General features: G+C 66.5%; 17 protein-coding genes. 12 read left to right on the forward strand and 5 right to left on the reverse strand.

What is annotated here, in order from left to right:
* Positions 1-31: 31 nt before the first annotated feature.
* Both rlmKL and H9654_RS06985 read right to left on the reverse strand, forming a co-directional pair.
* The gene (gene rlmKL, locus H9654_RS06980; protein ID WP_191770072.1) at positions 32-2,167 is read right to left on the reverse strand and encodes a bifunctional 23S rRNA (guanine(2069)-N(7))-methyltransferase RlmK/23S rRNA (guanine(2445)-N(2))-methyltransferase RlmL; all 2,136 of its coding nucleotides are present in this window, start codon (positions 2,165-2,167) and stop codon (positions 32-34) included.
* A 265-nt stretch (positions 2,168-2,432) separates the two neighbouring features.
* Positions 2,433-2,960: a hypothetical protein gene (locus H9654_RS06985; RefSeq protein ID WP_191770074.1), complete on the reverse strand. Its 528-nt coding sequence runs from the start codon at positions 2,958-2,960 to the stop codon at positions 2,433-2,435.
* A gap of 72 nt (positions 2,961-3,032) precedes the next feature.
* Between H9654_RS06985 and H9654_RS06990 the strand changes: the two genes are divergently transcribed.
* On the forward strand, positions 3,033-3,602 hold the full coding sequence (locus tag H9654_RS06990) for an N-acetylmuramoyl-L-alanine amidase (RefSeq protein ID WP_191770076.1): 570 nt from the start codon (positions 3,033-3,035) through the stop codon (positions 3,600-3,602).
* A 113-nt stretch (positions 3,603-3,715) separates the two neighbouring features.
* Here H9654_RS06990 and H9654_RS06995 read toward each other — a convergent pair whose 3' ends face one another.
* From H9654_RS06995 to H9654_RS07005, 3 genes are all read right to left on the reverse strand, one after another.
* On the reverse strand, positions 3,716-4,621 hold the full coding sequence (locus H9654_RS06995; protein WP_191770078.1) for a sulfurtransferase: 906 nt from the start codon (positions 4,619-4,621) through the stop codon (positions 3,716-3,718).
* Positions 4,618-5,430 carry a CoA pyrophosphatase gene (locus H9654_RS07000; protein ID WP_191770080.1) on the reverse strand — a complete coding sequence of 271 codons (813 nt, stop codon included), beginning with the start codon at positions 5,428-5,430 and terminating at the stop codon, positions 4,618-4,620. The genes H9654_RS06995 and H9654_RS07000 overlap by 4 nt, the downstream gene beginning before the upstream one ends.
* A 99-nt stretch (positions 5,431-5,529) precedes the next feature.
* Complete coding sequence (locus H9654_RS07005) at positions 5,530-6,231, reverse strand: FKBP-type peptidyl-prolyl cis-trans isomerase N-terminal domain-containing protein (RefSeq protein ID WP_042614363.1); 702 nt, start codon at positions 6,229-6,231, stop codon at positions 5,530-5,532.
* A gap of 204 nt (positions 6,232-6,435) precedes the next feature.
* On the opposite strand from H9654_RS07005, the gene H9654_RS07010 reads away from it, so the two are divergent.
* The 11 genes from H9654_RS07010 to rnt all read left to right on the forward strand — a co-directional run bounded on the left by H9654_RS07010 (position 6,436) and on the right by rnt (position 16,654).
* Positions 6,436-7,194 carry an enoyl-CoA hydratase/isomerase family protein gene (locus tag H9654_RS07010; RefSeq protein WP_191770228.1) on the forward strand — a complete coding sequence of 253 codons (759 nt, stop codon included), beginning with the start codon at positions 6,436-6,438 and terminating at the stop codon, positions 7,192-7,194.
* 3 nt (positions 7,195-7,197) lie between these two features.
* Positions 7,198-7,554, forward strand: coding sequence for a hypothetical protein (locus H9654_RS07015; RefSeq protein ID WP_191770082.1), 357 nt, complete (start codon positions 7,198-7,200; stop codon positions 7,552-7,554).
* Positions 7,554-8,243, forward strand: a complete 690-nt coding sequence (gene nth, locus H9654_RS07020) for an endonuclease III (RefSeq protein WP_191770084.1) — start codon at positions 7,554-7,556, stop codon at positions 8,241-8,243. The genes H9654_RS07015 and nth overlap by 1 nt, the downstream gene beginning before the upstream one ends.
* 183 nt (positions 8,244-8,426) lie before the next feature.
* The gene (locus tag H9654_RS07025) at positions 8,427-9,638 is read left to right on the forward strand and encodes an OprO/OprP family phosphate-selective porin (protein WP_101099981.1); all 1,212 of its coding nucleotides are present in this window, start codon (positions 8,427-8,429) and stop codon (positions 9,636-9,638) included.
* 206 nt (positions 9,639-9,844) lie between these two features.
* Positions 9,845-10,864, forward strand: coding sequence for a phosphate ABC transporter substrate-binding protein PstS (pstS, locus tag H9654_RS07030; RefSeq protein ID WP_191770086.1), 1,020 nt, complete (start codon positions 9,845-9,847; stop codon positions 10,862-10,864).
* Positions 10,865-11,308: 444 nt separating this feature from the next.
* On the forward strand, positions 11,309-12,400 hold the full coding sequence (pstS, locus tag H9654_RS07035) for a phosphate ABC transporter substrate-binding protein PstS (protein WP_042614356.1): 1,092 nt from the start codon (positions 11,309-11,311) through the stop codon (positions 12,398-12,400).
* A gap of 85 nt (positions 12,401-12,485) precedes the next feature.
* A complete protein-coding gene (gene pstC, locus H9654_RS07040) occupies positions 12,486-13,454 on the forward strand; it encodes a phosphate ABC transporter permease subunit PstC (protein WP_042614355.1) in 969 nt (322 codons plus the stop codon).
* On the forward strand, positions 13,454-14,317 hold the full coding sequence (gene pstA / locus H9654_RS07045; RefSeq protein WP_042614354.1) for a phosphate ABC transporter permease PstA: 864 nt from the start codon (positions 13,454-13,456) through the stop codon (positions 14,315-14,317). The genes pstC and pstA overlap by 1 nt, the downstream gene beginning before the upstream one ends.
* Before the next feature lie 19 nt (positions 14,318-14,336).
* Positions 14,337-15,167 (forward strand): phosphate ABC transporter ATP-binding protein PstB, encoded by an 831-nt coding sequence (gene pstB / locus H9654_RS07050; protein WP_042614353.1) that lies wholly within the window; start codon positions 14,337-14,339, stop codon positions 15,165-15,167.
* A gap of 32 nt (positions 15,168-15,199) precedes the next feature.
* Positions 15,200-15,904, forward strand: coding sequence for a phosphate signaling complex protein PhoU (phoU, locus tag H9654_RS07055; RefSeq protein ID WP_042614352.1), 705 nt, complete (start codon positions 15,200-15,202; stop codon positions 15,902-15,904).
* Between the two features lie 114 nt (positions 15,905-16,018).
* Positions 16,019-16,654, forward strand: a complete 636-nt coding sequence (gene rnt, locus H9654_RS07060) for a ribonuclease T (protein ID WP_372487490.1) — start codon at positions 16,019-16,021, stop codon at positions 16,652-16,654.
* Positions 16,655-16,659 lie beyond the last annotated feature (5 nt).

Genomic DNA, 16,659 nt, shown 5'->3' on the forward strand with positions numbered 1-16,659 from the left:
GTAAGCGTCGGTCGTCACCCACCCGGTGCCATCACAGCGCGCGCAGTTCCCACGCGCGATGGATGCGCGCGTTGCGTTCGAAATCCGGCCCGATGGTGCGCGGGCTGATCTCGCGGCACGTGGCGAACCCGGCGATCGCGTTTTCTTCCAGCTTGAAGCGGCGGAAGTTGTTGGAGAAGTACAGCACGCCGCCCGGTGCAAGCCGGGCCACGGCCGCGCGCAACAGCCGCAGCTGCTCGCGCTGCACGTCGAAATCTTCGGCACGCGCCGAGTTGGAGAAGGTCGGCGGATCGCAGAAGATCACGTCGTACAGGCCTTCGTCGGCCTCCAGCCAGGCCATTGCATCGGCCTGCACCAGCAGGTGCTGGTTGCCGCCCTGCCCGTTCAAGGCCAGGTTGTCGTAGCACCACTGCAGGTAGGTCGCCGACAGGTCCACGCTGGTGGTGCTGGCCGCCCCCGCCACCGCCGCCTGCACACTGGCCACGCCGGTGTAGCAGAACAGGTTGAGGAAATGCTTGCCGCGGATCTGTTCGGCCATCGTCCGGCGCAGCGGACGGTGGTCCAGGAACAGGCCGGTATCCAGGTAATCGAACAGGTTCACCCGCAGCAGCGCGTTGTTCTCGCGCACGATGAGGAACTCATCGCGGCGCTCGAAGCGACCGTACTTGCTGCCGCCCTTGCCGCGCTCGCGCGACTTCAGCGCCACCTGCTCCGGCGGCACCTGGAACACCTCGCGCGCGGCCGACAGCAGTTCGTTGCGGCGGCGGCGTACGTCGTTTTCGGGGATGGTCGCCGGCGGGGCGTATTCCTGCACGTGCAGGAAGGTGCGGCCCTTGCCGCCATCTTCCTGGTAGACGTCGATGGCCGCCGCGTATTCGGGCAGATCGGCATCGTAGGCACGGAAGCAGGTCACCTGCTCGCGCGCACGCCAGGTCTTGAACTTCTTCAGGTTCTTGCGGATGCGGTTGGCCACCATCTGCGCGCCTTCGCTGAGCTCGCGCGGCACGGCCGGGTCGCGCTTGGGCACGGCGATCGGATCACAGACGATCAGCGCGCACTCCAGCGCACCGTTGAACATCTGGTACTTCTTGCCGGCGCGCAGGCCGGTGGCGAAGGCCAGTTCGTCATCGCCACACAGCAGGCTGGCGCGCCACTGCGGCACCGCCTTCTGCAGGGCATCGCCGAGGCGGCGGTAGAGCGCCGGATCGGCCGCCAGCCGCTCATCGTAGGGCGGATTGCAGACCACCGTGCCGATCTCCAGCGGCGGCGCCGGCAGGTCATCGATATCGGCGCGGGTGAAGGTGATCGCATGCGCGACGCCGGCTACTTCGGCATTCTCGCGCGCCGCGGCGATCGCCAGCGGATCGATATCGCTGCCGAAAACCACCGGCTTCAGTGCGGCCAGGCCGGCGGTCTCGCGCTCGCGCGCCTCGGTCAACAGGGCCTTCCAGCTGTCCTTGTCAAAGCCCAGCCAGCGGCTCGGCGGCAGGCTGCCGTGGCGCATCAGGCCGGGCGCCACGTCGGCGGCCATCAACGCGCCTTCGATCAGCAGCGTGCCACTGCCGCACATCGGGTCCAGCAGGCCACCCCCAGCAGCATGCAGGCGCGGCCACTGGCCACGCAGCAGCACGGCGGCGGCGAGGTTTTCGCGCAGCGGCGCCTCATGCGCGGCGCCACGCCAACCGCGGCGGTGCAGCGGGCCGCCACCGAGGTCGATGGAGATCGTGGCCCGGCCCTTGCGCAGGGACAGGTTGATGCGGATGTCGGGCAGATCGGTATTCACCGATGGGCGCTCCAGCCCCTCGCTGCGCATGCGGTCGACCACCGCGTCCTTGATCCGCTGCGTGGCAAAACGCGCGTGGGTGATCTTGTCGCCGGACACGTGGGCATCCACGGCCAGGGTCATCTCCGGCTTCATGTGGTCCTGCCACGGCATCATGTGCACGCCGTCATACAGGGCCTGTTCGTCGGGGCAGTCGAACTCGGCCAGCGGCCACAGCACGCGGCTGGCCAGGCGTGACCACAGCACCACGCGCTGCGCCTGGGCCAGGTCGCCTTCGGCGTTGGCGCCGGCAATGGTGGCGGTCGCCTTGGCAAGGCCCAGGGCCGACAGCTCGTCGGCAAGCAGGTATTCCAGGCCCTTGGCGCAGGAGACGAAGAAATTCACGGGATCGGTTTCGCAGGTGGGGCGGCCGCTTGCGCGGCGCAGGATCGGGCAGGCCCTGGCAACAGGCCCGCGCCCATGCCGGCGGCACGGGGGCACCATTGTAATCGTTGGCGGGCCGGCCCGCCCTGAAGGGTGGCCGGTGCTGGGACAAGAGCGTGACGACCAACGGTCGTCACCCACCGTGGGCAGAGTCGTCACCCACCGTGGGGAATGGTGGTCACCCACCTCCAGGCCTTGGTGGGTGGCGACCGTTGGTCGCCACGCCTTACAGCCGGCGCAGCAGGGCCTCGAAGGCGGCGGCCGATTCGGCCACGTGGTCGTTCAGGCGGTGGCCGTCGTTGACCATCAGCAGCGATGCCGAGCGCTTGCGCGCCCATTCGATGACCCCGGCCGCGGGGATCAGTTCGTCATGCCAAGCGTGGACCACGCTGGTCGGAACGGCGGCCGCATCCAGGGCCGGCATGGGGCCCATGGTGGTTGGCGGCACCATCAGGAACAGGCCGGCCACCGGCACGTGCAGCGAGGCGATGGCGGAGATGTAGGCGCCCAGGCTGGAACCTGCCAGCACCACCGGGCCGCGTGCCACGGCGGACGTGGCCCGCTCGATCAGCCGCTGCAGCCGTGCCGGCACATCGCCGAGCCGGCTCACGTCCGCTTTGGCATCCAGGTCCATGAAGTCCGGCCGCTCGTGGCTCCAGCCCAGGCGCTCGGCCACGTCGGCCAGCGCGGTCACCTTGATGGCATCGGGGCCGCTTTCGAAGCCATGCGACAGGATGCAGTGGCCGCGGCTCATGCGGACACCGGCGGAACACGCGCAGGGATCATTTCGGGAATGCAGTTCATCGCGCAATGCTAGCATCGGCACATGCCGAATCCGCTGATTCCCGGGCTGCAGATCCAGCCGCTGCCCTACCACGACCTGCTGCCACTGCGCGCGACGGATACGCTGCAGACGGTGGTGGTGCATTGCACCGAACTGCCCGACCTGGCCATGGCACGCCAGTACGGTGAGAAGCCGCTTTACGAGAGCGGTACCGGCAACAGCGGGCACTTCTATATCGACCGCGATGGCAGCGTGTACCAGTACGTGGCCACCGACCGCATCGCCCACCACGTGCGGGGCATGAACGATAAGTCCATCGGCATCGAGCTGGTCAATACGGGCCGTTATCCGGACTGGTTCGACAGCCGTTGCCAGACCATGCCGGAGGCCTATCCCGAAGCACAGATCGCCGCGCTGGTGCGCCTGGTCCAGGCATTGGCGGCTCGGTATCCGTCATTGCGCCACATCGTGGGCCATGACGAGCTGGACCTGGAGCAGATCCCGGCCAGTGACGATGCGGCGATCAAGGTGGCGCGCAAACGCGATCCCGGTCCGTTGTTTCCGTGGCGCGAGGTGCAGGCCGCCGTGCCGCTGCAGCACGCCGTGCCGTGAACGAAGCAGCTGTGTAGTGGCGAGCTTGCTCGCCGCCGCGTAGCGAGCTCGCCACCGCGTAGCGAGCAAGGTCACCGCGTAGCGAGCAAGCTCGCTACTACGGACAAGGGGCGCTATGCGCCGGTCGCCACCGGCCGGCTGCCGTCACTGATCCAGCCGCTCCAGGAATCGGCATAGATGCGTGCGCCGTGCAGGCCGGCCGATTCCATCGCCAGCAGCAGATGGCAGGCGGTAACGCCGGATCCACACATCAGCACCACCTGCGCCGGATCATGCGCGCCGATCACCTGCTGCAGTTCGGCGCGCAGTTCATCGGCCGGGCGCATCCTGCCGCCCACCACGTTCAAGCCGAACGGGCGGTTCACGGCACCAGGGACGTGGCCGGCCACGGGATCCAGCGGCTCGACTTCACCGCGGAAACGTTCGTTGGCGCGTGCATCGACCAGCCAGCCGGATGCATGTTTCAGCCGCATTGCCACTTCATCCACGCTGGCCACCTGACGGGCATCGAGCTGGCCGGGATACGGCGGCAGGGCGGCAGGTTGGACGAGCGCGGTTGCCACCGGAAGACCTGCCTGCTGCCATGCCGCGAAGCCACCATCGAGCACGGCCACCTGACGGTGACCCATCAAGCGCAGCAGCCACCACAGGCGTGCGGCGGCCATGCTGCCTTCGGCCGCGTCATACACCACCACCTGCGTGTCCGGGCCGATGCCCCAGCGACCCACGGTGGCAGCAAAGGTCGCGCTGTCCGGCAGCGGATGCCGGCCGTGGCCCACGCTGCGCTTGTCCGATAGATCGCGGTCGAGGTCGGCATATACCGCGCCGGGAATGTGCCCGGCGGCGTACTGTGCTGCCCCGGCCTGGGCATCGGCCAGCGAAAAACGCGCATCGACCACGCGCACTGCGGTGCTGGCCGTGGCGCGCGCGTCCACCACGCGCAGCGCATCGGCATCGAGCATCGCGGCCAATGATGCCGCATCGACAAGCGGGCTCCAGTTTGCATCGTTGGCGTTCATGACAGTTCCTCCAGGCGACGGCGCAGGTTGTACAGGATGGCCGCGGTTGCGCCCCATATGCGCTGGCCGGGCCAGCTGTATTCCAGGACGTGGCGCACGCGTCCACGATGGACGATTTCCACGTGGCGCAGGTTGTCCGGTGACATCAGAAAGTCCAGCGGCACCTCGAACACATCGGCCACTTCGTCAGGCGACGGCACCGGCTTGAAACCTGGATCAATCACCGCCACCACCGGCGTCACGCGGTAGCCGGTAATGGTCACGAACGGGTCCAGGTAACCGAGGGCCTGCACCTGGCCGGCCGCCAGCGCGATCTCTTCGTTGCTTTCGCGCAGCGCCGCGGCCACCGCATCGGCGTCGTCGGCCTCGGTGCGTCCGCCGGGGAAACCCACCTGGCCGCCATGCTGGCGCAGCGCTTCGGTGCGGCGGGTCAGGATCACCTGCGCGCCGGTGGCACGCGGCACGATGCCGGCCAGCACCGCCGCTTCGACCAGCGGCCCGGGCGGCAGCAGATCCTCCAGTTCGCTGCGGTTCCAGCCATCCCCCTGTGGCGGCGCATCCAGCGGATGCAGCGCGCGCATCAGGCGTTGATGATCGGCCAGCGAGCCTTCCAAGGAAGCTCGGAGCTGCTCGCGCAGCGGCAGGCGATGGTGCATGACGTGCTGCCGTTCGCGCTCGCTCATCGACGACCACCGCGCGATTTCGTCGAGGCTGCGCAGGCAGCCGGTGCACGACCGATGCGGGTCGAGTTGGCATTTTCCAATGCAGGGACTGGGCACGGCACGTGCTGGTTTTTCCGTGGTTTGCACCGCCGTACATTACCGCGAATGGACCGCGGCCGGCACCCGGCGCAAACAGAAACGCGCCGGTGGAAGCCACCGGCGCGTCGGGTCGAACGGCGCTGCTGATTACTTGACGCTAACCAGCTTGATTTCGAACTGCACGGCCACGTTCGGCGGGAACGGGGTACGCGGGTCGGCACCATAGGCCTGTTCCGGCGGCAGGGTCACTTCCCACTTCGAACCGGCCGGCATCTGCAGCAGGGTCTCGCGCATGGCCTTCATTTCCACTTCGCTCAGCTTCATCGCAGGAATCTGCTGGGCGGGGCGTGCTTCAGCCGGACGGGTGCCGTACGGGAACGGACCGGCCACTTCCAGCTGCACGGTGCTGGCCTGCGTCGGCTTGGCGCCCTTGCCGGCTTCGATCACGCGGTACTGCACGCCGCTGGCCAGGGTCTGCACGCCGGCCTTGGCCTTGTTGGTGGCCAGGAACTGGGTGCTCTTGGTCTTGTTTTCAGCAGCAGCCTTGTCGTACTCGGCCTTGGCGGCCTGCGCACGACCCTGCTCGCGCTTCTGGAACGCTTCAACGGCCGGCTTCAGCTGGTCGGCGGTAATGGCCGGCTGCTTCTTGGCGTAGGCATCCTGCAGGCCCTTCACCACCGAGTTGATGTCCAGCTGCTCACCGCGACCGGTCAGCTCGGCAAGGTTGTTGCCGTAGTCATAACCGAAGTAATAGCTGAGCTTGCCCTTTTCGGACGCAACGTCCTGGGCGAAGGCATTGCCCGTCAGGGCCAGGGCCGCGACGGCGACCGCGATAGAACGCAACTTCATCAAACAATTCTCCAGGGGTGGTAACTCAGGGGGCGTTTTCGCCGCCCTGAGGCGACGGGTTAGGATAGCGGCCGCGAGGGGGGTTCCGCTACTGACAACGCAGGCTTTGACCTGATTGCGTTTCAAGAGTTCAACATCACTGTTTTTTAACGTTTCTGGAGATTCCGCGTGGCCGACGCCCCGATTGCCGCCCCCGTTGCCGTAATGGACCACGGTGCCATCCGCACCGTGACGGTGCAGCGGCCGGAGAAACTCAATGCACTCAACGGGGAAACCCTGCGCGCGCTGGCTGCGGCGTTCGAGGACGCCGCCCGGGACCCGGCCGTGCGCGTCGTGATCCTGACCGGCGCCGGGCCGAAAGCCTTCGTTGCAGGGGCTGACATCAGTGAGATGAACACCCTGTCGGCCGTGCAGGGGCGGGACTTTTCCATTCTGGGACAGCGCCTTATGCGTCAGATCGAGCGGATGCCCAAGCCGGTCATCGCACGCGTGAACGGGTTCGCACTGGGCGGCGGGCTGGAGCTGGCCATGGCCTGCCACCTGCGTATCGCCGTCGATACCGCCCGGCTGGGCCAGCCGGAGATCACCCTGGGGCTGATTCCCGGCTTCGGCGGCAGCCAGCGCCTGCTGCGCCTGTGCGGACGCGCCGCCACGCTGGAACTGTGCCTGCTGGGCACTCCCATCGATGCTGCGCGTGCGCTGCAGCTGGGCCTGGTGAACGAAGTCGCCGGCGCCGAGGCGCTGGATGCGCGCGTGGCCGCGCACGCCGAACGCCTCGCAAACGCGGCGCCGCTGGCCCTGCGGGCGCTGCTGGATGCGGTGCACGTAGGCGGCGAATGCAGCCTGGAATCGGGGCTGGAATACGAAAGTGCGCAGTTCGGGCTGCTGTTTGCCACCCAGGACATGCGCGAAGGCACCAGCGCCTTCCTTGAACGCCGCCCTGCCGTATTCCAGAACCGCTGAACCATGGCACGCGTGATCGACCCTGCCGTGCTGCTGGAACGGGTGTTGGCCGACGACCTGGATGGCGCAGTGCAGGCTGGCCTGATGGAGTACGCGCCCGGTGAGGCCGATGCCAGCCGGGTGCCCGGGCATCCGGATCTGCCGCAGCGGTTGCTGCAGGCCCAGCACCAGCTGCGCCAGGCTTGGGCGGCACGGGAGCGCTACCGGGCACGTGCGGTACGCCTGGCGCGCCGCGATGCCGAGCGCGACGCGCGCCGCGCACCGCCGCCGGCACCCGACCAGAAGCCCGCCCTGCCCTCTGCCGCCGCGGCGATCCTGGCGCGCGCCAAGGCGCGGGCGGCCGCCCCCAAAGGAAGCTGATGGCTACCGCCAGCAAGACCGCACGCGCACCTGCGCGGCGTACCGCGAAGATGCCGCGCGCCGACGTGGTGGAGATGTTCACCCGATTGCGCGAGCTCAATCCGCATCCGAAGACCGAACTGGAGTACAGCTCACCGTTCGAGCTGCTGGTGGCCGTGGCGCTGTCGGCGCAGGCCACCGACGTGGGCGTCAACAAGGCCACGCGCAAGCTGTTTCCAGTGGCCAACACGCCGCAGGCGATCCTGGACCTGGGCGAAGAAGGCCTGAAGCGCTATATCTCCACCATCGGCCTGTTCAACGCCAAGGCGAAGAACGTGATCGCCGCCTGCCGCCTGCTGGTGGAGCAGCACGGCAGCGTGGTGCCGGAAGACCGCGCCGCGCTGGAAGCCCTGCCCGGCGTGGGCCGCAAGACCGCCAACGTGGTGCTCAACACCGCCTTCGGGCAGCCGACCATGGCGGTGGACACGCATATTTTCCGGGTGTCCAACCGTACCGGGCTGGCACCGGGCAAGGATGTGCGCGCCGTTGAGGACGGGCTGATGAAGGCGATTCCCGGGGAGTTCCTGCTCGATGCGCACCACTGGTTGATCCTGCACGGGCGCTATGTGTGCAAGGCGCGCAAGCCCGACTGCCCGCAGTGCGTGATCCGCGATCTGTGCCGCTTCAAGGACAAGACGCAAAGCGCCTGAAGCCAGTGCGCGCCCTGCCATCCCGACGCAATCCTGCCGTCATATGGATCGGGCCTGATAAGGGCCCTCCGCCCCGGCAAAGGCCGTGGCGGCCGACACGCGTTCGCAAACTGTCATATTTACGCAATCTTCACGATCTAGCCTGCGCGCATCTTCCCACCTGCCTGCAAGGCTACTTTCTCCATGAAACTGCATCGCCAACTTCTCACTGCGGCCGTTGCGGCTGCGCTGTTCGTCCCGGCCGCCCACGCTGAAGTGGCCATCGATGTGATCGGCGGCTCGGAGATCACCTTCGAAGGCCTGGTCCAGGCCGATGGCAACTGGTTCGACAACGATGTAGCCGACCTCAACGGCGGCGATGCAGCCAACGGCAAGGACAGCGAGTTCGAGCTGCGTCGTGCCGAACTGGTGCTCAAGGGCAAGGGCCCGGGCAACGTGGAATGGGTGGTCGGCTACGACGCGAAGGCCGACAAGTTCCTCGACACCAACATCAAGTACAAGCTGGGCGGCAACAGCAGCCACTTCATCCAGCTGGGCCAGTACAAGCAGCCCAACAGCCTGGAAGAACTCTCCAGCACCAAGAACAACGACTTCATCTCCAAGGCCGCAGTGACCAACACTTACGCCGTGGCGCGTCGCCTCGGCGGTGCCTGGGGCTACGGCCAGGACAACTGGTCGGTGACCGCCAGCGCCTTCGGTCGCGAACTGACCCGCAACCTCGCCCACGGCAGTGGCTACGGCGCACGCGGCACCTTCGCCCCGATCAACGAAAAGGGCCAGGTGCTGCATTTCGGCCTGAGCTACGTGGCCTATGACACCGACGCGGACACCCTGCGCGTGCGTGCCCGTCCGAATGCCGACCTCGCCACCGTGCGCCTGATCGACAGCGGCAACATGGTCGACACCGACAACGTCACCACCCTGGGCGTGGAAGCGATGTACATCGGTGGCCCGTTCAAGGCGCAGGGTGAGTACTACAGCAGCAAGGCCAAGCGCATGGCCAACGACAACTACACCAGCGATGGTTTCTATGTCAGCGGCCTGTGGAACATCACCGGTGAGACTTGGGGCTACAAGGGCGGCGTGCCGGGCACCGGCCTGCCGGACAACCCCGCCAGCGGCATGTGGCAGCTTGGCGCACGCTATGACCACATGGACCTCAACGACGGCAACCTGAGCGCCAACCCGGTCGCCGGTCGTCCGCCGATCGTGGACGGCGTGCTCGGCGGCAAGATGGATATCTGGACCGTGGGCGTGAACTACTACTGGCGCTCCAACACCAAGTTCGCCCTGAACTACGTGATGGTGGACAGCCAGAAGTACAGCTCCAGCGTGCGTGGCTTCGTCAATGACGACCCGAACATCCTGGAAGCACGCCTGCAGTTCTTCTGGTAAGACCCGTAGTTGCAATCAGCTGATCGTGGAGGGCACGGCATTGCGCCGTGCCCTTCTGCGTTTGTGGGCACCTTACCGCCGTCTGGTCGGTTTTTTACGCTGTCATGGATGCGTCATGTGACAGTCGCGCTGGTGTCACGCAATCGTTATGGAATGTGCAGCGACACGACGGGTACTCACCCGTCCACCACCCAGGAGCCATCCCCGTGATCCACGCCTTCAAGTCGCGCGCCGCCGTCGCCATCCTGGCCGCGTCGTCCGTCTTCGCCGCCAACGCCGCTGATGTGACCGGCGCCGGCGCGTCCTTCATCTTCCCCGTGATGTCCAAGTGGTCGGCCGATTACACCGTCGCCACCGGCAAGAAGGTCAATTACCAGTCCATCGGTTCCGGCGGTGGCATCGCGCAGATCAAGGCCGCCACGGTCGACTTCGGTTCCTCCGATGCTCCGCTGAAGCCGGAAGAACTGGCTGCTGCAGGCCTGGCCCAGTTCCCCTCGGTGATCGGCGGCGTGGTGCCGGTGATCAACGTGGCCGGCATCGCCCCGGGCGCGCTGAAGCTGGATGGCGCCACCCTGGCCAACATCTTCCTGGGCAAGATCAAGACCTGGAACGACCCGGCCATCGCCGCGCTGAACCCGGGCCTGACCCTGCCGGCGGCGAAGGTCACCATCGTCCACCGTTCGGACGGTTCGGGCACCACCTTCAACTTCGTCAACTACCTGTCCAAGGTCAGCCCGGAGTGGAAGAGCAAGGTCGGTGAAGGCACCTCGGTCCAGTGGCCGGCCGGCATCGGCGGCAAAGGCAACGAAGGCGTCGCTGCCTACGTGAAGCAGATCAAGGGCGGCATCGGCTACGTCGAACTGTCCTACGCACTGCAGAACCGCATGTCCTACGCTTCGATGAAGAACGCCGCCGGCAATGTCGTGCAGCCGTCGGACACCACCTTCGCCGCCGCTGCCGCCAGCGCCGACTGGGCCAACGCCAAGGACTTCTACCTGGTGATGACCAATGCACCGGGCGCCCAGGCTTGGCCGATCACCGCCACCAACTTCATCCTGGTGCGCAAGCAGCCGCGCAACGTGGCCAATGCGAAGGCGACCCAGGACTTCTTCCGCTGGATCTACAAGAGCGGCGACAACCAGGCCAAGCAGCTGGACTACGTGCCGCTGCCGGACAGCCTGGTGCAGCAGATCGAAACGTACTGGACGCAGAACCTGAAGTACTGATCCATCACGACATGGGGCCGGCGGGGACTCTCTCCCTCCGCCGGCCCCGTCCGGGGCGCGTGACCTTTCCAGGGTTGCGCGTTTTTTTTTGCGCCCGGTCTTTGGCAGGCACGCTCGGGCGAGTGGGCGAAGGGAGCTGGGCAGGACACGCCGCAAGTACGTCCTTGTAGGCTTCTGTTCGGCTCCTGCCTCACAGAGTCCTGCCCAGCTCCCTTCGCCCACTCCTGACAGACTGCGGGCGCGGTGGGGGGGGGAGCGAAGAGCAGAAGCCGCGCAGTTCTGGTCGCCCGCGCGGGAAGCGGGCGCTGGCGTGGGGGTGTGAAAGGCCCGTCATATGGTGACGTGGCGGGTGTTCGTGACCTGCGTCATCAGGCTGTAACAAAAACATCATTTCATAGCCGCAACCGCCGGACAGACCGGCAACCTACCGCTATGGAGTGACGCATGAAACTGCAGAAGGCCGGCCTGGCCACCCTTTCCCTGGCCATTGCCCTCGGGCTGTCGGCCTGCGGCGGCAACGAAGCGCCGACCGCCCAGCAGCCGGCCGATGGTTCCACTGCCGCGGCCCCGGCCGCCGGTGACAAGGTCAGCGCCGAAGTCTCCGGCGCCGGCGCTTCCTTCATCTTCCCGCTGGTGTCCAAGTGGTCGGCCGATTACAACGCGGCCAGCGGCGCCAAGATCAACTACCAGTCGATCGGCTCCGGCGGCGGCATCGCCCAGATCAAGGCAGGCACCGTTGATTTCGGTTCGTCGGACAAGCCGCTCAGCAGCGAAGAGCTGGCCCAGTCCGGCCTGGCGCAGTTCCCGTCGGCCATCGGCGGCGTGGTGCCGGTGGTCAACATCGAAGGCCTGGAGCCGGGCAAGCTGCGCCTGAGCGGCGCCCTGCTGGCCGACATCTTCCTGGGCAAGATCAAGACCTGGAACGACCCGGCCATCGTCGCCGCCAACCCGGGCGTGACCCTGCCGGAAGGCAAGATCACCCTGGTGCACCGCTCCGATGGTTCGGGCACCACCTTCAACTTCACCAACTACCTGTCCAAGGTCAGCGCGGACTGGAAGGGCAAGGTCGGCGAAGGCACTTCGGTGCAGTGGCCGGACGGCGTGGGTGGCAAGGGCAACGAAGGCGTGGCTTCGTACGTGAAGCAGATCAAGGGCTCGATCGGCTATGTCGAACTGGCCTACGCCCTGCAGAACAGCATGCCATACACCTCCATGCAGAACGCGGCCGGCACCTGGGTGCAGCCGAGCGCTGAAACCTTCGCCGCCGCTGCCGCCAGCGCCGACTGGGCCAGCGCCAAGGACTTCAACCTGGTCATCACCAATGCACCGGGTGAGCAGGCATGGCCGATCACCGCCACCAACTTCATGCTGATGCAGAAGCAGCCCAAGGATGCCAAGCGCAACCAGGACGCACTGGCGTTCTTCAAGTGGGCCTTCGAAAACGGCCAGGCGCAGGCCAACGAGCTGCACTACGTGCCGCTGCCGGCCGAGCTGGTCACCCAGATCGAAGCCTACTGGGGTACTGAACTGAAGTGATGCCGGCACGGTGCCCGCCCCGCGCGGGCACCGTCCTTTCGAGTACCGCGTCACCCCGCCCCCAACTGGCCGCGTCGCCTATCCCATGAATGCCATCGCACAGCCTGCCGCCGTACCTTCCACGCGTGATGCGCGTGACGCCCGCAATGACCGCCTGTTCCGATGGGTGCTGGTCGGCACCGTCATCTTCGTCCTGGCCGCGCTGGCCTGCGCCGCGCTGTCCATGCTGTGGGGCGGACGCCACGCCCTGGAAGCGCAGGGCCTGAGCTTCTTCTACTCCTCCGAATGGAATCCGGTGGAGAACAAATTCGGTGCGCTGGCACCGATCTACGGCACCCTGGTCACCGCGCTGATCGCCATGGTCATCGCCGTACCGGTGAGCTTCGGCATCGCCTTCTTCCTGACCGAAGTCGCCCCGCGCTGGATGCGCGGCCCGGTCGGTACGGCCATCGAACTGCTGGCCGGCATTCCTTCGATCATCTACGGCATGTGGGGCCTGTTCGTGCTGGTGCCGGTGATGACCGAGTACGTAACCCCCTTCCTCAATGAAACCCTGGGCGAATGGCCGATCATCGGCCCGATGTTCCAGGGTCCGCCGCTGGGCATCGGCATGCTCACCGCCGGCTTCGTGCTGGCCATCATGGTCATTCCCTTCATCTCTTCGGTGATGCGCGAAGTGTTCCTGACCGTACCGACCCGCCTTAAGGAATCGGCTTATGCGCTGGGTTCGACCAAATGGGAAGTCAGCTGGGACATCGTGCTGCCCTACACCCGCTCGGCGGTGATCGGCGGCATCTTCCTCGGCCTGGGGCGCGCCCTTGGCGAGACCATGGCGGTGGCCTTCGTGATCGGCAACAGCGTGCGCCTGTCGCCTTCGCTGCTGGAGCCAGGCACCACCATCGCCGCGCTGATCGCCAATGACTTCGGCGAAGCCACCGAGACCTACCGTTCCGCCCTGCTGCTGCTCGGCTTCGTCCTGTTCATCGTCACCTTCGTGGTGCTCGCCATCGCCCGCCTGATGCTGATGCGCCTGTCCCGCAAGGAGGGCAACTGATGTCCACTGCCACTGAATCGCTGTATCTGCGCCGCCGCATCGGCAACGTCGTGGCGATCCTGCTGTCCGTCGTCACCGCGCTGTTCGGCCTGTTCTTCCTCGGCTGGATCCTGTGGACGCTGTTTTCCAAGGGATTGCCGGGCATCAACTGGGCGCTGTTCACCCAGATGACCCCGCCGCCGATGCAGGAAGGCGGCCTGGCCAATGCCTTCTACGGCAGTGCGGTGATGTGCGCCATGGCGATCGGCATCGGTACCCCGCTGGGCGTGCTGGCCGGCACCTGGCTGGCCGAGTACGGCAACTTCCGCAAGGCTGGCACGGTGGTCCGTTTCGTCAACGACATCCTGCTGTCGGCCCCGTCGATCGTGCTGGGCCTGTTCGTCTACACGCTGTTCGTGATGCAGACCGGAGGCAGCTTCTCCGCCTTCGCCGGTGCATTGGCACTGGCCTTCATCGTGCTGCCGGTGGTGGTACGCACCACCGACGAGATGCTGCGCCTGGTGCCTTCGCAGATGCGCGAAGCGGCGCTGTCGCTGGGCATCCCGCAGTGGAAGGTCACCGTGCAGGTGCTGTACCGCAGCGCCTCGGCCGGCATCGTCACCGGCATCCTGCTGGCGCTGGCACGCATTTCCGGCGAGACCGCCCCGCTGCTGTTCACCGCCTTCGGCAACCAGTACTGGAGCAGCAACGTGTTCCAGCCGATGGCTTCGGTGCCGGTGGTGATGAACCAGTTCGCCGGCAGCCCGTACGAATCCTGGCAGGTGCTGGCCTGGGCCGGCGCGCTGGTGCTGACCGTCTTCGTGCTCCTTATCAGCCTGAGCGCACGCGGCATCCTGCTGCGCAACCGTATCTCCCATGACTGACCTTTCCGCGGACACTGCCATGAACGATCTTTCCAACGCCGTGCCGATGCAGCGCATCGTGGTCCCGGCCTCGCATGAATCGCTTGCCACCCCGGCGCCGGTCAAGCTGGCCGCGCGTGGACTGGACTTCTACTACGACAAGTTCCATGCCCTGAAGAGCATCGACATCGAAGTGCCGGAGAAGCGCGTCACCGCGCTGATCGGCCCTTCCGGCTGCGGCAAGTCGACCCTGCTGCGCATCTTCAACCGCATCTACGCGCTGTACCCGAAGCTGGAAGCGCGTGGTGAGGTGCTGCTGGATGGCGAGAACATCCTGTCGCCGAAGTACCCGATGAACCGCCTGCGCAGCAAGGTCGGCATGGTGTTCCAGAAGCCGGTGCCGTTCCCGATGACCATCTTCGAGAACGTGGCCTACGGCATCCGCCACCACGAAAAACTGTCCAAGGCGGACATGAACGACCGCGTCGAGCATGCGCTGCGCCAGGGCGCGCTGTGGGACGAAGTGAAGGACAAGCTGGGCCAGAGCGCGCTGGGCCTGTCCGGTGGCCAGCAGCAGCGCCTGTGCATCGCACGCGCCGTCGCCCTGCGCCCGGACGTGCTGCTGCTGGACGAACCGACCTCCGCGCTGGATCCGATCTCCACCAGCCGCATCGAACAGCTGGTGGAAGAGCTCAAGCACGATTACACCATCGTCATCGTGACCCACAACATGCAGCAGGCCGCGCGTGTTTCCGACTACACCGCCTTCATGTACCTGGGCGACCTGATCGAGCACGACCGGACCGAGGTGATCTTCTCGCAGCCCAGCAAGCAGCAGACCGAAGACTACATCACCGGCCGCTTCGGCTGATCCGCCGCACGCCCTTTTTCGAGAGCATAGACATGAACCTTCCCAACGACCACATCGTCAAGAGTTACGACGAAGAGCAGCAGCGCCTGGTCGCCGAAATCGTGCGCATGGGCGAGATGGCCGTGGCGCAGCTCGAGGCGTCGATGGACGTGATCGAGAAGCGCGACGAGAATGCCGCCCGCCGCATCATCGCCAATGATGAGGCCATCGACGCGCTGGAACAGCAGATCAGCCACGACGTCATGCGCCTGTCGCTGCGTGGCCCGATGGCGCGCGACCTGCGCGAGATCCTCGCTGGCCTGCGCATCCCGGCCGACATCGAACGCATCGGCGACTATGCCGCCAACGTGGCCAAGCGCTCCATCGCGCTGGGCAAGGTGCCGCCCCTGCCGCAGATCCAGGGCCTGCGGGCACTCGGCCGCTTGGCTGCGGTGCAGGTGCGCCGGGCCATCGAGGCCTACCGGGACAACGATGTGGAAGCGGCACTGGCGCTGCGCGAGGACGACGCCCGCCTGGATGCGCAGTACACCGCGCTGTTCCGCGAGCTGCTGACCTACATGATGGAAGACCCGCGCAACATCACCCCCTGCACCCACCTGCTGTTCATGGCCAAGAACCTGGAACGGGTCGGCGACCACGCCACCAACATCGCCGAGAACGTCTGGTTCCTGGTGCATGGCGAACAGCCGCTGCCGCCGCGCGAGAAGCGCGACGAGACCTCCAGCGCGGCGGAGTGATCCCCCCGGCGTGGCAGTGCCCGGAAGCCGAGCCCTGCTCGGCTTTCCTCGTTCATGCCCCTGGAGGGGGCGACCGGCGGCCTCTGTTAGAATTCGGGTATGACTGACACCCCGCTGCCCCCGCCCGTCGACGCCCCTGCCCCGCCTCCTGCCACGCACCGTGCGATGTCGCAGCGCTTCCGCGGCTTCCTGCCGGTGGTGGTGGACGTGGAAACCGGCGGCTTCGACTGCCGACGCAATGCCCTGCTGGAAATCGCGGCCGTTCCCATCGAAATGGACGACAACGGGCTGCTGTACCCGGGCCAGACGGCCAGCGCGCACGTAGTGCCGGCCGAGGGCCTGGAGATCGATCCCAAGTCGCTGGAGATCACCGGCATCATCCTGGACCACCCGTTCCGGCTGGCCAAGGAAGAGAAACACGCGCTGGACCACATCTTCACCCCGGTGCGTGCGGCGATGAAGAAGTACGGTTGCCAGCGCGCGATCCTGGTCGGCCATAACGCGCATTTCGACCTGGGTTTCGTCAACGCTGCGGTCGAGCGCGTGGGCCACAAGCGCAACCCGTTCCATCCCTTCAGCGTGTTCGACACGGTGACCATGGCCGGCATCGCCTACGGCCAGACCGTACTGGCCCGCGCCGCCACTGCGGCAGGACTCGGCTGGGATGCCGAAGAGGCGCACAGCGCGGTGTATGACACCGAGCAGACCGCCAAACTGTTCTGCACGATCGCCAATGCCTGGCCGCGCTGAGCTGC

This window comes from Stenotrophomonas lacuserhaii (assembly GCF_014836545.1).
GTDB classification, from domain to species: Bacteria; Pseudomonadota; Gammaproteobacteria; order Xanthomonadales; family Xanthomonadaceae; genus Stenotrophomonas; species Stenotrophomonas lacuserhaii.